Source organism: Kineosporiaceae bacterium SCSIO 59966 (assembly GCA_020881835.1).
Classification (GTDB): domain Bacteria; phylum Actinomycetota; class Actinomycetes; order Actinomycetales; family SCSIO-59966; genus SCSIO-59966.
In genome coordinates, this window is the sequence record CP052876.1 from 677,840 (window position 1) to 692,836 (window position 14,997).

At 73.9% G+C, this 14,997-nt stretch carries 11 protein-coding genes; 8 read left to right on the forward strand and 3 right to left on the reverse strand.

The window, feature by feature from the left end:
• The first annotated feature begins 12 nt into the window (after positions 1–12).
• From HJG43_03370 to HJG43_03380, 3 genes are all read left to right on the forward strand, one after another.
• Complete coding sequence (locus HJG43_03370; protein ID UER53757.1) at positions 13–861, forward strand: alpha/beta hydrolase; 849 nt, start codon at positions 13–15, stop codon at positions 859–861.
• On the forward strand, positions 858–1,949 hold the full coding sequence (locus HJG43_03375) for an Lrp/AsnC family transcriptional regulator (protein UER53758.1): 1,092 nt from the start codon (positions 858–860) through the stop codon (positions 1,947–1,949). Before HJG43_03370 ends, HJG43_03375 begins: the two co-directional genes overlap by 4 nt.
• A gap of 214 nt (positions 1,950–2,163) precedes the next feature.
• Positions 2,164–4,491, forward strand: a complete 2,328-nt coding sequence (locus tag HJG43_03380; GenBank protein ID UER53759.1) for a DUF222 domain-containing protein — start codon at positions 2,164–2,166, stop codon at positions 4,489–4,491.
• 21 nt (positions 4,492–4,512) lie between these two features.
• Here the strand turns inward: HJG43_03380 and wecB are convergent, their stop codons facing one another.
• Entirely contained in the window at positions 4,513–5,709 is a 1,197-nt protein-coding gene (gene wecB / locus HJG43_03385) for a UDP-N-acetylglucosamine 2-epimerase (non-hydrolyzing) (protein UER53760.1), read from the reverse strand.
• A 294-nt stretch (positions 5,710–6,003) separates the two neighbouring features.
• Between wecB and HJG43_03390 the strand changes: the two genes are divergently transcribed.
• Positions 6,004–6,933, forward strand: coding sequence for an MFS transporter (locus HJG43_03390; GenBank protein UER53761.1), 930 nt, complete (start codon positions 6,004–6,006; stop codon positions 6,931–6,933).
• A gap of 19 nt (positions 6,934–6,952) precedes the next feature.
• Here HJG43_03390 and HJG43_03395 read toward each other — a convergent pair whose 3' ends face one another.
• Positions 6,953–8,077 carry a cation transporter gene (locus tag HJG43_03395; protein ID UER53762.1) on the reverse strand — a complete coding sequence of 375 codons (1,125 nt, stop codon included), beginning with the start codon at positions 8,075–8,077 and terminating at the stop codon, positions 6,953–6,955.
• Positions 8,074–8,358 carry a helix-turn-helix transcriptional regulator gene (locus tag HJG43_03400; GenBank protein ID UER55663.1) on the reverse strand — a complete coding sequence of 95 codons (285 nt, stop codon included), beginning with the start codon at positions 8,356–8,358 and terminating at the stop codon, positions 8,074–8,076. The genes HJG43_03395 and HJG43_03400 overlap by 4 nt, the downstream gene beginning before the upstream one ends.
• A gap of 161 nt (positions 8,359–8,519) precedes the next feature.
• Between HJG43_03400 and HJG43_03405 the strand changes: the two genes are divergently transcribed.
• Genes HJG43_03405 through HJG43_03420 form a run of 4 tightly spaced genes read left to right on the forward strand, consistent with a single transcriptional unit; the run spans position 8,520 to position 14,990 of the window.
• Positions 8,520–9,677 carry an acyl-CoA dehydrogenase gene (locus HJG43_03405; protein UER53763.1) on the forward strand — a complete coding sequence of 386 codons (1,158 nt, stop codon included), beginning with the start codon at positions 8,520–8,522 and terminating at the stop codon, positions 9,675–9,677.
• Entirely contained in the window at positions 9,674–11,443 is a 1,770-nt protein-coding gene (locus HJG43_03410) for a glycosyltransferase (GenBank protein ID UER53764.1), read from the forward strand. The genes HJG43_03405 and HJG43_03410 overlap by 4 nt, the downstream gene beginning before the upstream one ends.
• Positions 11,440–14,550, forward strand: coding sequence for a glycosyltransferase (locus HJG43_03415; protein ID UER53765.1), 3,111 nt, complete (start codon positions 11,440–11,442; stop codon positions 14,548–14,550). Before HJG43_03410 ends, HJG43_03415 begins: the two co-directional genes overlap by 4 nt.
• Complete coding sequence (locus tag HJG43_03420; protein UER53766.1) at positions 14,547–14,990, forward strand: hypothetical protein; 444 nt, start codon at positions 14,547–14,549, stop codon at positions 14,988–14,990. The genes HJG43_03415 and HJG43_03420 overlap by 4 nt, the downstream gene beginning before the upstream one ends.
• Positions 14,991–14,997: the final 7 nt, after the last annotated feature.

The following is a 14,997-nucleotide window of genomic DNA, read 5'->3' on the forward strand; positions in this document are numbered from 1 at the left end:
CAGGAGTTCGAAGTGTTCGTCGAGATCAATGGCAACCAGCTCGCAGTGGAGGTTCTCGGCCCCCCGGACGCCCCGGTGCTGATAGCCCTCCACGGAGCACCAGGGCTGGGCTCTCGGGCGGAGCCGAGGGAGAGCTTTGGCCGCCTAGCCGACACCTATCGCGTCCTGGTCTTCGACGCTCGCGGATCCGGGGAGTCCGAAGGCAAGCCGCCCTTCACGCACGATCAGTGGGCCTCTGACGTCGAGGGGCTCCGTCAGTGGATCGGCGCGGAGCAGATCATCGTCGCGGGTGGCTCATACGGCGGTTTCATCGCGATGGAGTACGCCATCCGCTACCCCGAGCGGGTGCGTGCCATGGTGCTGCGGGACACCTCTCCCGACCACGAGCATGAGAAGTTGTCACGGGAGAACGCACTGAAGTCGAGTCGCGTGCAGGTCGATGTAGAGAAGCTGGACCGGATTGACAACGGACGCGTCCGCGATAACGACGACCTGCGGGAGTGCTGGCGCGAGATCCTTCCGCTCTATGACTACAACTATGACCCCGCCAAGGTCGAGGAAAGGGTGGCTACGACGCCCTACCGATACGAGACGCACAACTACGCGTTTGCTCACAACATCCACAACTACGATGTCAAGGACAAGCTGCCTTCACTGACCTGCCCAACACTTATCACCGTGGGGCGTACTGACTGGATCACCCCGGTCTCGTGCAGTGAGACGATCGCCGACCTCATACCCAACTCCCGGCTCGTCGTCTTTGAGAAGTCGGGCCACTCGCCGCAGATCGAGGAGGCCGAGCTCTGGACGGACACCGTGAGGTCCTTCCTCGCCGAGGTGGAGGCACAGCAACCAGCATGACCACGACCGGTCCGTCGCATCACACCCTCGACGACCTGGATCGCAAGATCGTCGCCGCACTCCAGATCGATGGAAGGGCTAGCTGGTCCACGATCGCCGAGCTCTGCGGCACGACCGGTCCCACCGTCGCTCGGCGGGTCCAACAGCTCGTGAATGACGGGGTTGTCAAAGTCGCGGTCATGCGGGGGGCCGAGGCGAGCGACTCTCATGAGTTCTACTTCCTCCGGCTCCGGTGCGGCCCTGTGATGGCCCTGACCGTAGCCAGACGCATTGCGGAACGCCCCGACATCCGTTTCGTCACTCTGCTGACTGGTCAGTACGACATCATTGCGGAAGCAATGGTGCCGCGGCGCCCGGGCAGCTATCACGCGCTCGTTCAGGAGATCCAGGCGATCCCCGGTGTGGAGGGGGTCAGTGGAGAACTGATCCTTCACGTCTACAAGGTCAGTCACGACTGGGCCCGGGAACTGCTGGGCCTGGAGCCCGCCGAACCGACCGCGACGACGAAGGAGTACGCCGAAGTTCGGCTGGAGGAGGCAGACGCCGCCATTCTTGACAGCCTGCAAGTCGACGCCCGAGCCAGCTTCTCAGATGTTGCCAAGAAGGTCGGCATGAACGAGAGCACCGTGCGGCGGCGCTTTGAGAGGCTGCTGTCACGACAGTGGGCACACGTGGTCACGCTCGTCCAGGCGACGGCGCTCGGGTTCGAGGCCGAGGTTCAACTCAGGGTCGACGTCGAGCCCGCCCAGCTCACGGAGGTAGCCGGTGAGCTGGCGCGTCGTCCGGAGGTGCGCTACCTAGCGTTGACGCTAGGAACCAACGGTCTCGTGGCTGAGGTCATTACCCGTCACGCTGAGCAGCTGTACACGTTCATCACGGACGTTCTTGCCGGGCTCCCAGGCGTCACCGGATGGACGGCCTCTCTAGAGCTGCTCACGGTCAAACGTGGATTCGTCGAGACTCCGTGGTGGCAGATGGAGGTGGCTCGCATCGGGTCGTCTGCCAACGAGCCGCCTGACGCATGTGACTCCTCAGCACCGCGCTTGGGCCAGGACAGGGAACCGTCTGGTGCTGACGTTGTGAGCTGAGCTCCGGTTCCTGGGTCCCTACGTAGGGCTCCAGCCGGTCTCTCCACCGCCCCTTTCGTGATCATGCAATCCCGCCACCCGCCCGACCCGCTTCGTGATCATGCAATTCCGGCACCCGTGCTTGTCCACAGGGGTGCGAGCTGGGGTGGCGGGGTGTCGGTGCCGTCATCTACTGTTTCGAACACTAGTTCGAGTGCGGTGAAGGGAGGGTGTCGTGGCCGGGTCGTCGGTGGTGGAGGACCGGTTCGCCGCGGTCCTGGCGGCGGCGGCGGCACTGTCCCTGCTCGACCCGCACGCCTACCGGCACGTCGACCCGGATGCCCACCCGGACGGCGGTGCGGATGCCGACGTGGGCTCCGCCCCGTCGGGGGGTGAGTCGGCGGCCCCCGAGGAGCCAGGCCAGGTACCGCGCCGGCTGCCGGATGGCCGGGTCGTGCCGGCGGAGGTCGGACTGGCCGCGCCGGGTGTGCCGGACGGCGGGTGGGGCCGGTATCTCGCCGGTCTGCGGCCCGGCCCGGAGCTGGATGCGGCGCTGGCCCACCTGGACCCGGCGGACCTGGATGACGGGGCGGTGCTGGAGCTGGTCGCGGCGACCGAGCGGGCGATCTCGGGCCTGCGGGCCCGCCAGGCGGCTGCGATCGTGGAGTTCACCCGCCGCGGACCTGACGGGGTCCGGTGCTTCTCCACCGAGGAACTCGCCGCCCGGATGCGGTGGACGGCGTGGACGGCGTCGGCCCGGGTCAGCGAGGCCCGCACCTTGTCCACCCGCCTGCCCAGCACCCTGGACGCACTGGCCTGCGGTGACCTCGACGACCCGCGGGCCCGGATCGTGGCCGCCGCCGCGGCCGAGCTCGACGAGCCAGTCGCCCTGGCTCTGGACGAGGCCCTGTCGGTCGACCCCACCCCCACCGATCCCACCGACGATGCGGACGGCGAGGACGGCGAGGGGCTGGGTGAGGACCCGGCCGGTGCCAGTCGGCCGGCCTACGGTGCCGCGGTCCTGACCACCGCGGAGCTGCGGGCCCGGATCGCCGCGGAGGTGGCCACGATCGACGCCGCGGCGGCGGCCCGGCGGGCCGAGGCGGGTCGGCGGCGGCGGCGGGTGGGCGTCACCCCCCTGGACGACGGGATGGCCCGGCTGGTCGCCGAGGGCCCCGCCGTCGACGTGCTGACCATGTTCCGGGGCCTGTCCCACGCCGCGGAGAAGATCCGCGACGAGCAGGCCGCTGCGGCTGGTGAGGTCCGCGGTATCGACGCGATCCGTTTCGACCTGCTGACCGACTGGGCCCGCCAGCTGCTGGAGGACGCCCCACCGCCGGCGCCCTCAGGGCAGTGGCGCCCTCAGCTGCTGGTGACCTGCACCCTGGCGGCGCTGCTCGGGCTGCGGGAGGACCCCGCGTACCTGGACGGCTACGGCCCGCTGCCCGCCGCGGTGGTCCGGCGGATCGCCGAGGACGCCACCTTGCGCCGGCTGCTCACTGACCCGTTCACTGGCACCGTCATCGGCCTGGACGGCCACACCTACCCCGGCCTCCCACCAGATGACAGCCCACCCGATGACGGTCCACCCGGCGACAACCCGCCCGACAACGGCCCGCCCGACGACGGCCCACACAGCGGCAATCCATCCGGTGACAGTCCGCCCGATGAGGGTGCCCCTGGTGAGGACCCACCCCGTGAGGGTGCCCCGGACGGCGGTGCCCCGCGTGGCGGCGCCCGCGCAGTGACCCGAGAGGGTGACCTCTCGCCTGCGGCGGGTGAGTCGTTCATCGGCAAACCCCGCGAGCGGGACTGCGCCATGGCCAGGTCCCCTCTCGGCGCCGTCGGACGCCGCTGGCCCGGTGCCGGGGTTGCCCCCGTGCACCCGGACCCGGGTCGGTACCGGCCGCGGCGCACCATCGCCACTCTCATCCAGCTGCGGGACCGAACCTGCCGGGCCCCCGGTTGCCGCCGCCGCGGCGCCCTGTGCGACATCGACCACATCGTGCGGTGGCCGCAGGGCCCCACCTGCCCGTGCAACCTGCAGCTCCTGTGCCGCCGCCACCACCGCCTCAAGCACGAGTCCGCCGCGGCGGTCTGGCGCACCGCCACCGGGTGGACCACCTGGCGGATGCCGACCGGGCACGTCCTGCGCCGGGCCCCCGAACCCGCCATCCCCCGAGTCGCCGGACACCCGACCGACCAGACGCTCGACCTGTGCGGCGACCCCGGCCGCCTGTCGCAGTACCTGGCCCGGGTTGACACCGCGGCCGACGAGTTCCGCCGCCTGGCCCGAGCCTGCGGGTTCCCCGTCGACCCCGACCCCGCCCCCGAGCACGACGCCGGGCAGCCCGAGCACGACGCCGGGCAGCCCGAGCCCGCCGCCGGGCAGCCCGATGACGACACCGACCAGCCCGAGCCCGCCACGCTGTCCGAGTGGGTTGCCCGCCGCGTGGCCCGCCTCAAGCCCGGCGAGTCCTGGGACTTCAACCCTGAACCGCCACGCCGGTTCACCCGGATCGATCCCGACCCGCGCGAGTACACCGGGCCGCCGCCGTTCTGAGACCGGTATCGGCTGGCCCCGCTACGTCCGGATGGACTCCGCCTCGTGAGGCTTGCCCCGTCTCTGCGGCTCGAACTCCGGGAGCCGCTCGTCCACTCCGAGCAGCTCACCGATCGCGGCGACGCAGCGGGCCGCGGCCCGGCCGTCTCCGTAGGGGTTGACCGCCTCGGCCATCGCCGCGTGGGCGGCGTCGTCGGTGAGCAGCCGGTCGACCTCGGCGACGACGACGTCCTCGGCCGTCCCGATCAGCCGGACGGTGCCGGCGTCCACGGCCTCTGGCCGTTCGGTGTTGTCCCGCAGCACGAGCACCGGCACGCCGAGGCTCGGCGCCTCCTCCTGCACCCCGCCGGAGTCCGACAGCACCACCCGGGCACGGGACATCAGGTGCGCGAACTCCCCGTACGGCAGCGGCTCCGTGACCACCACGTTGCCCAGGCCCGCCAGCGGAGGCAGCACGACCTCCCGGACGACCGGGTTACGGTGCGCCGGCAGGACGAACACCGCCTCCGGGTGCGCCACCGCGAGCCGGGCCAAGGCCCGGGCGACCGCCGCCATCGGCTCGCCCCACGACTCGCGCCGGTGGGTGGTGACGAGCACCAGCGGCCGGCCGCGGCCGCCGTCCGGACTGTCCAACGCCTTGAGCGCCGGGTCCGTGAACGGCACCCGCCGGCCCACGGTCTCCAGCAGCGCGTCGATCACCGTGTTCCCGGTGACCGTGATGTCACCGGCCGGGACCGCCTCGCGCAGCAGGTTCTCCCGGCTCGCCGGGGTCGGCGCCAGGTGCAGCGCGGCCAGCCGGGTGGTGAGCCGCCGGTTCATCTCCTCGGGGAACGGGGAGTACACGTCGTCGGTGCGCAGCCCGGCCTCGACGTGCACGACCGGGATCCGCTGGTAGAACGCGGCCAGCGCCGCGGCCGTCGACGTCGTCGTGTCCCCCTGGACGACGACCGCGTCCGGCCGGACCCGCTCGAGGACCGCGGTCAGCCGCTCTAGGGTGCGGGTGGTCACCGCGGCGAGCGACTGCCGCGGGGTGATCACGTCGAGGTCGTCGTCCGGGACGATCCCGAACAGCTCGTTGACCTGGTCGAGCATCTCCCGGTGCTGCCCGGTCACGGTCACGTGGACGTCGAGCCGCGGGTGCTCGCGCGCCGCCCGGACCACCGGGGCCATCTTGATCGCCTCGGGGCGGGTGCCGTAGACGGGCATGACCAGGGGCATGGCGGCAAGGCTACGGGGGAGGGGTGAGAGGGTCGGCGTGCTGCGTCCTGGCGCGACCTGGGACGCTCTGCCGGATGGAGGCGGACGCCGGCGTCACACCGGGCCGCGAGCCGTGGTGGGGGCCCGCCGGCGCGGTAGCGGCGTTCGCCCTCGCTCTGTCCGTGGCGTCCGTCGCGGTCCCCCTGCTCATCGTCGGCGCCGGCTACAGCACGGCGTCCGTCGGCGTCCTCATCGCCGTCTCCGCCGTCACCCAGATGGCGGTCCGGTTCCCGGATCGGGGCGGTGCTGCGCCGCGTGGCCGACAAGGACCTCGTCGGGGCTGCGGCGGTGCTCATGGCCGTCGGTGCCGCCGTGCTGCTGCTGCCGCTCAGCCTGCCGACCATCGTCGCCTCGCAGCTGCTCCAGGGCGCCGCGCGCGGATTCTTCTGGACCGGGGTGCAGACCCATGCCGTGCGAACCGGAGCGACCGCCGCCCGGGGCCTCGCCGCGGTGAACCTGGCCTCCGGCGTCGGCCTCGTCGCGGGTCCCCCGCTCGCCGGGCTGCTGCTGGAGATCTCGGCGTCCGCGGCGATGGCGCTGGCGGCCGCCGCCGCCGCTGTGGGACTGCTGCCGGTGGCGCTGATGGCGCGACTGCCGGTCTTCTCGGCCGCCGCGCAGACCCGCGGGACCACTGCGGTGTCCCGCCGCCGGGAGGTGCGAGCCGGGTCGTGGGGCTCGGCGGCGGCCGGCGGCTGGCAGGGCGTCATGAGCGCCTACGTCCCCGTCCTGCTCGCCCAGGCGGGCTCGTCGTCGACGTTCGTCGGCGCCACCGTCGGAGCCGCGAACGCGGCGACCATCGCCGCCGGCTGGTTCTCCCGGTTCGTGCCGAGCCGCCGGCTCCTCCCCGGCACCGCGTTCGGCATCGCCGTCACCGGCCTCGGCCTCGCGGTGTTTGCGATCGGCGTCCCTGTCCCCGCGCTGGCCGGGGCGGCGCTCGTCGCCTCGGGACTCGGCATGGGCGCGCTGCAGACCCTCGGCCCGGCCGCCGCGGCGGAGGCTGTTGCGCCGAACGAGCGCGGGGACGCCATGGCGGCCGTCGGCCTCTACCGGGCAGGCGCGTCGTTTGCGGCGCCGCTCGGTGTCGCCGCCCTGGTCCTCGTGCTGCCGCTCGGCTGGGCGCTCGCCGTCGCGGGTACGGCCATCGCGGCGCCCGCGATCACGGCGACCGGCCGAGGACGCCGCTGACGTCGTCGTCCGCGTTCGGCTACGGCCTGTCCGCCGAGGCAGTCGTGGCCAGGCGCGCCCGGTACTCCTCACGCGCCTGCTTCGACGCGTGGTGGCCGGACAGCTCGTGCAGGCCCTCGGGCACCGCGGCGTCCACCGTCGGGTGGACGTGCACGACCACCCGGTCGAGGTTCCCCGCCGCGTGCAACAGCTCGTGCTGCACCCGCTCGGCCACGTCGTGCGCCTCGGTGAGGCTCAGGCCGGCGTCCACGCCGATCTCCGCGTCGCCCTCCATCCGGTGCCCGGCCCAGCGGGCGCGCACCTCGCCGACGAGGACGACGCCGGGCACGGACTGCGCCGCCCGCCGCATCCGGTCCAGCACCTCGGGGTCGACGCCGTCCATGAGCCGCCGGACGATGATGACGAGCGAGTTGACGAGGATGGCGGCGATGGCGACCGCGATGAGCAGGCCGGCGATGGCGTCGGCGCGCTCGAAGCCCGCCATCACCCCGAGCGCGCCGAGGACGACGGCGATCGAGGTGTACCCGTCGGCGCGGGCGTGCTGGCCCTCGGCGATGAGCGCTGCCGACCCGATCCGCCGGCCGGTGCGGATCCGGTAGACCGCCACCGCCTCGTTGCCGGCGAAGCCGACGACGCCGGCGGCGAGCACCCAGCCCAGGTTCGTGACCTCGCGCGGGTTGATCAGGGCGTCGATCGACTCCCAGACGATGAGCACGATGGTGGCGATGATGACCAGCGAGATGAACAGGCCGACGAGGTCCTCGGCGCGGCGGTAGCCGTACGGGTACCTGCTCGTCGGGCGACGCCGCCCGAGCCGGAAGGCGATGATCAGCGGGATCGTCGTCGCGGCGTGGCCGAGGTTGTGGATCGTGTCGGCCAGCAGCGCGATCGACCCCGAGACGGCCACGATGACCACCTGCGCCAGTGCGGTGGCCATCATCCCGGCCAGGCCGATCCACGCCGTCCGGATGCCGTCGCGCGCCGACTCCTCGGCGGTCAGGATCGCGTCGTTCGCGTCGTGGGCGTGGGGGACCAGGGCGTGCCTGACCCGGGCCAGCAGTCCGGTGCCGTGGTCGTGGACGTGGTCGTGGCCGTGGTCGTGCTCCTGGACGTCGTGGTCGTGGACGTCGTGGTCGTCGGTCATCGGGGGAGCTCCTCGGCGTGGTGGGCCGGGACGCCCGGGCCGCCGTGCTCGGCGTGGCGCACCGCGTCCACGACCAGCTGGGCGATGTGGTCGTTCTCGATCCGGTAGTAGACGAACGTCCCCTCGCGGCGGGTGGCGACGACGCGCGCCAGCCGCAACCGGGCGAGGTGCTGGGACACCGCGGGGGCCGGTTTGCCGACGATGCGGGCCAGGTCGCCCACGGAGAGCTCCGCGTCGAGCAGCGCCCACAGCAGCCGCAGCCGGGTCTCGTCGGCCAGCATCTGCAGGGTCAGCACGGTCTCGCTGACGAGCGCCGGGTCCAGCTCGCTACCTGGTCCTTTGTCTGCGTGCACACGCAGATACTGACACACGCCTGACGGCCGGCGAGAACCCGGCCCGGCCTCTCCGGTCGACGTCCGGGGCTCCGAGTACGGTGAGAGCCGTGAGCGACTTCGACCTCTTCCGGCTCAGTGACGACCACGAGGCGCTGCGCGAGGCGGTGCGCGCCGTCGCCGAGGACAAGGTGGCCCCGCACGCCGCGCACGTGGACGAGACCGGCGAGTTCCCCCAGGCCTCCTACGACGCGTTGCGGGCCAGCGACTTCCACGCCCCGCACATCCCCGAGGAGTACGGCGGGGCCGGCGCCGACGCGCTGGCCACCTGCCTGGTCATCGAGGAGGTCGCCCGGGTCTGCGCGTCGAGCTCGCTCATCCCCGCGGTCAACAAGCTCGGCACGATGCCGCTGCTGCTCGCCGCCTCCGAGGACGTGCTCAAGCGGTACCTGCCGCCGGTCGCGTCCGGGGAGGCGATGTTCTCCTACGGCCTGTCCGAGCGGGAGGCCGGCTCGGACACCGCGTCGATGCGCACCCGCGCGGTCGCCGACGGCGACGAGTGGGTGATCTCCGGGCAGAAGTCGTGGATCACCAACGCCGGCGTCAGCGAGTACTACACGGTCATGGCCGTCACCGACCCCGACGGCCCGCGCGGCGGCAACGTCACCGCGTTCGTCCTGCACCGCGACGATCCCGGCTTCACGATGGCCGAGCCCGAGCGCAAGATGGGCATCAAGGGCTCCCCGACCCGCGAGCTGCTCTTCGACAAGGTCCGGATCGGCGACGACCGCCGCGTCGGCGACGTCGGCCAGGGCCTGAAGATCGCGCTGCGGACCCTCGACCACACCCGGGTCACCATCGGCGCCCAGGCCCTCGGCATCGCCCAGGGCGCCCTGGACGCCACCGTCTCCTACGTCAAGGAGCGCCGCCAGTTCGGCAAGCCCATCGCCGAGTTCCAGGGCGTGCAGTTCATGCTCGCCGACATGGCGATGGCGGTCGAGAGCGCCCGGCAGATGGTCTACGCGGCCGCGGCGAAGAGCGAGCGCAACGACCCGGACCTGTCGTTCTTCGGTGCCGCCGCCAAGGCCTACGCCTCGGACGTCGCGATGCGGGTGACGACGGACGCCGTCCAGCTGTTCGGCGGGTACGGGTACACCCGGGACTACCCGGTCGAGCGGATGATGCGTGACGCGAAGATCACCCAGATCTACGAGGGGACCAACCAGATCCAGCGGCTCGTCATGGCGCGCCAGCTGCTCAAGGGGTGACCGCCCTGCCCTCCCTGCGCCGCTTGCTGGGCGGCAGGGCGGCGACGGCGGCGCCGGCACTGGTGGACGCGCACCGCCCGGCGCAGATGCCCGACATCCCCGTCGTGCGGCGCGCCGAGCTGCCGGTGCGCCGGCCCGACCTGCGAGTCGCCGTCATCCTCGACCCGTTCTCCGAGACCGCGTTCGCCCCGGAGTGGCAGCAGATCACCTTCAACAAGGGCAACTGGCACGACCGCCTGGCCGGCGACCCGCCCGACCTGCTGTTCGTCGAGTCCGCCTGGCAGGGCAACCGGGGCAAGTGGCGGTACACGATGACCGCCGCCGACGCCCCGCGCGAGCCGCTGCGTGACCTCGTCGCCTGGTGCCGCGACCGCGGCGTCCCGACGGTGTTCTGGAACAAGGAGGACCCGCCGAACTACGACCGGTTCATCGACACTGCCCGGCTGTTCGACTGGGTGTTCACCGTCGACGCCGACCGGCTGCCCGCCTACCGCGCCGACCTCGGCCACGACCGGGTCGGTGTGCTGCCGTTCGCCGCCCAGCCCCTCGTGCACAACCCCGTCCTGCCCGAGCGGGCCCGCGAGCACGACGTCGTCTTCGCCGGCACGTTCTTCGCCGAGAAGCACCCGGTGCGCCGCGAGCAGATGGCCACCGTGCTCGAGCCCGCCACCGCCTTCGGCCTGCACATCTACTCCCGGATGCAGGGGGACGACGAGCGCTACCAGTTCCCCGACCGGTACGCCCCGCACGTCGTCGGGTCGCTGCCGTACGAGCGGATGCTGGACGCGTACAAGGCCTACAAGGTGTTCCTCAACGTCAACTCCGTCGTCGAGTCGCCCAGCACGTGCGCCCGCCGGGTCTTCGAGCTGTCCGCGTGCGCCACCCCCGTCGTCTCCGGCTGGTCTAACGGCATCGAGACCATCCTCGGGGACCGGGTCGCCGTCGTGCGCACCCCGCAGGAGACCACCGACGTCCTCACCCGCTACCTGCACGACCCCGAGTCGCGTGACCGCGCCGCCCACCGCGCTCGCCGGCTCGTGCTGGCCGAGCACACCTACGGCCACCGCGTCGACACCGTGCTGCGCGCCGTCGGCCTGCCCGCTCCCTCGACGAGGACCACCGCCACCGTCGTCGTCCCGGTCCAGCCCGGCGACTCGGTCGACGACCTGCTCGCCGCGGTCGCCCGCCAGGACCTGCGGGACCTGCAGGTCGTCCTCACCGGTCCCGGCCTCGACGCCGCCGACCTGACCGGCCGGGCCCGGCGCGCCGGCCTGCCGGACGTCGTCGTGGCAGCCGCCGACCGCCCCGGAGCGGGGGCCGCCGTCGCCGCCGCCCTGCCCGCCGCGGACGGCGACGTGCTCGCCGTCCTGTCCGCCGGGCACCACTACGGCCCCGCGTACCTGTCCGACCTGCTGCAGGCGTACACGTTCACCGACGCCGACCTCGTCGGCAAGGGCGCCCACTACGTCCACGACCCGCGCCGCGGCGGCGTCGTCCTCGTCGACCCCCACCTCGAGCACCGCTACACCGACCGGGTGCACCCGGGATCCCTGGTCCTGCGCCGTGATGTGGCTCAGCAGGTGTGGTCAGCGGCCGCTGGCATCGATGCTGCGGACGCCGGCGGGCTGCTGGAGGCCTGCCGCCGCGCGCGCGTCGGCACCTACTCCACCGACCGGTTCGAGTTCGCCGTCACCGCCCCACCAGCAGGCCGCCTCACCGGCCCGCTGCTGCCGGGGCAGGTCCCGGACGTCGTGGAGGTCCGGTGAGCGACACCGCCGACACAACTGGCGTGCGCGCCGAGCTGCGCCGGACCCCGCCGCAGGCACCCCGCCGGCTGCGGGTCGTCGTCGTCACCCGGCTCGCCGGCGGGGGCACCGGCCCCGGCGCCCAGCTCGTCCGCGCCGTCCGCACGCTCGGGCACCACGTCGTCCACCTCGACCCGACCGACCACCGCGGCCCGCTGCTGCGCCGGTGGGGGCCCGACGTCCTGGTGCTCGCCGGCGACGGGCCGGCCACCGACCCAGCCACCGACCCAGCCACCGACCCGGCGAGCGACCTGTCCGGCGCCACCGTCGTCGACCTCACCGACCTCCTGGGAGCCGGCGCCGCCTGGGAGGTCCTCGTCGCCGACGTCCCCCCCGACCCGGCCGCGGGAGCCGACGTGCTGGCTGTGACCAGCGGCCCACCGGCTCCCCGGCACGCCACCGGCCTCGACGCGCTCGTCCGCGGCCGCCGCAGCGTGCGCCTGCTGGACCTCGCCGCCTCCGGCGCGCCGCGCGGGCTGGCCCTGCTCCAGGCACTGGACGCCGCGCCCGTCGTCCTCGACCTCACCCCGGCCGGCGGCTCGGGGAGTGCCGAGCACGCCCAGGTCCTGAGCACCGCCGCGGCCCGCGGCTGCCACGTCGTCCGCTGGGGCCCCGACGACGAGCCGCTCCCCGCGGTGGACGTGGACCCCGCCGGCCGGGCGGAGCGGGTCCGCCGCGCCGCCGGCGCCGGGCTGCTGGAGCACCGGGTCACGCAGCGGCTCGCCGGGCTGGGCCGGGACGACCGGCCGGAACCGGGCCCACCGCGGGTGGTCGCCGTCAGCGGCTGGTACGGGGCCGCGAACACCGGCGACGACCTCATCCTCGAGGCGGTCGCCGGCGCGCTCGAGCAGCGGGTGCCGGACGTGCTCGTCGAAGTCGCCGCGAGCGATCCGCGCCGGGTGCTCGCCCAGCACGGGCTGGCCGCGTTCCGCCGCACCGACACGGTCGCCGCCGAGGCCGTCGCCCGCCGTTCGACCGCCGTCGTCCACGGCGGCGGGGGACTCTGGCACGACCACGGGTTCGCGCTCAACGGCGGCCTGGCCGGGACCTTCACCGGCGCCAAGGGGTCACCGTCCGGGCAGGCGGCGCTGCCGCTCATGGGCGTCATGCTCGGCGCCCGCTACGACGTCGTCGGCATGGGCGTCGGCCCGCTGCGCGACCCGGACGCCGCCGCGGTCGTCGCCCACCTCGCCGGGCACGCCGACACCGTCACCGTGCGGGACGAGCCGTCCCGGGCGCTGCTGGAGTCCCTGCCCGACCACGGCGGCCGCCGCCCCCCGGTCACCGTCGCCCCGGACGTCGTCTACGGGCTGTCCCTGCCCGACCCGTTGCCCGCCCCGCGGCCGCAGGTCACCGCCGGCGACCGGCCCGTGATCGCCGTCAGCCTGCGCGAGTGGCCCCGCCGCGGAGCCGCCCTGGACGCCCTGCCCCGGCTGCTCGACGACCTCGCCGACCGGCTCGGCGCCCGGGTCGTCGGGGTGCCGATGATGGCGGCCGACCGGGACCTGCTGCGCCGGGTGCTCGCCGGCCTGCGCGCCCCCACCGAGGTGCTCGGCCGCAGCGCCGACGCCGGACAGCTCGTCGCCGACCTGGCCGCCTGCCGGCTGCTCGTCGCGATGCGGCTGCACGCCGCGCTGCTCGGGCACCGGGCCGGCGTCCCGGTCGTCGCCCTCGGCTACGACGACAAGGTCCGCCACCACCTCGACCAGCTCGACCGCGGCCACCTCCTTGTGGACCTCGACGACCCGCCGGAGGTCCTCGCCGCCGCCCTGGCCACCGCCGCCGCCGAGCAGCGGCTGCCCGCCGCCACCCGGGAGACGGTCACCCGACTCGAGCAGGACGCCGCCGCCGCGCTCGCCGGGGTCGCCGACCGGATCGCCGCCACCCCGCCGGCGCCGGCCCGGCCCGCGCCGGTGCGTTGGGAGGGGCCCGCGACCGTGCCGGCGTGGACCGTCGGGTCCGGGCCGGGGCACCGGCGGCGCACCGGTCTGCGGATCGTGCTGTTCGACGGCCTGCTCGAGGAGCACGTGCCCGACGCCCTGGACCGGGCGCTGCGCGAGCGGGGCCACGAGGTGCTGCGCACCGGCCGGGTCTGGCACGGCACGAAGATGCCCCGCACCCCGCAGGACCGGGCCGCCCTGCACGCCGTCGTCGACACCGTCCTGGACGCCCGCCCCGACGCCGTCCTCACCTTCCGCCCCGCGGCCCTGCGACCGGAGCAGACCGAGCGGTTGCGGGCCCGCGGCGTCCGGCTGCTGGCCTGGTTCTCCGACGACCCGGTGCTGTTCGCCGAGAGCACCCGGGAGATGGCCGGCCTGTACGACGTCACCTTGCACACCGGCGGGGAGGAGACCCTCGCGCTGTACGAGGCCGACGGCCACCTCGGCGTGACCATGCCGTTCTTCGCCGACCCGCGGGTGTTCCCGCGGCGGTGGGCGGGCCCGGCGGCCGAGCACGACGTCGTGTTCCTCGGCAACACCCACACCGGCGTCAAACGGCACCGCTACGACGTGCTCGCCGCCACCGGCCTGCCGGTGCGGATCTTCGGCAAGGTCGCCGAGGACCCCGCCGGCCTGCACGCCGGGGTGCTCAGCAGCGACGCCGAGGTCGCCGACCTGCTCGCCCGAACCCGGATCGGGGTGAACATCCCGCAGCGGTTCGCCGACTACGCCGGCAGCCGGCACGACTTCCCGCAGCTGGCCGGGCTCGGCGAGTTCGTCACCCCCAGCCGGGTCGTGCAGTACGCCGCCACCGGCGTCCCCCAGGTCACCTACCGGCACACCGAGCCCGCGGACGACGAGGCCCCCGGCGTCGTCGTCCGGGCCGGGGAGGACCTCGGCGCGGCCCTGCGCGACCTGCTCGCTGACCCCGACCGGCAGGCCGAGCTCTCCCGCGCCGGGTACGAGTGGTTCCGCCGCTGGTACACCGCCGACAGCCGGGCGCGTCTGGTCGAGGAGCTCGTCGTCAACCCCGGTACGGTCAGCTGGCTGGACCGGACCAGCCGGGCCAGGCTGTACCGGCTCTACGAGGGACGCGTCGACACCGGCGTCGAGGAGGTCACCAGGTGAGGCAGCTGCTGTCCCCACGCCAGCTCGCCCTGCTCGCCCCGGCGGCGGTGCTCGTCCTCGGCGTCGCCGTCGCCGCCCTGCTCGAGTGGTGGTGGGTGGCCCTCGTCCTGCTCGCCGTGCTGCAGGCCGCGGTGCTCGCCGCGATCCTCGTGCTGCGCAACGGCCTGGCGGCTGCGGCCCGGCAGCGCCGGCGCACCGAACGCACCGTGCTCGCTGCCGTCAAGGCCGCCGAGGACCGGCTCGCCGCCCGCGCCGACGCCCACGCCCGCAGCACCCGCTCCGCGATGGACGCCCTCGAGCGGCGGGTGGCCGCCGACGAGCGGCAGGAGGTCGTCCAGTCGGTCATCGACCTGCTCGGCGCCGACCGCCTCGACGCCGTCGAGCGGCACGAGGAGCTCCGGTCCCAGCTGCGCCGGCTGGAGAGTGGGGGCGGGTCCTGAACGACCT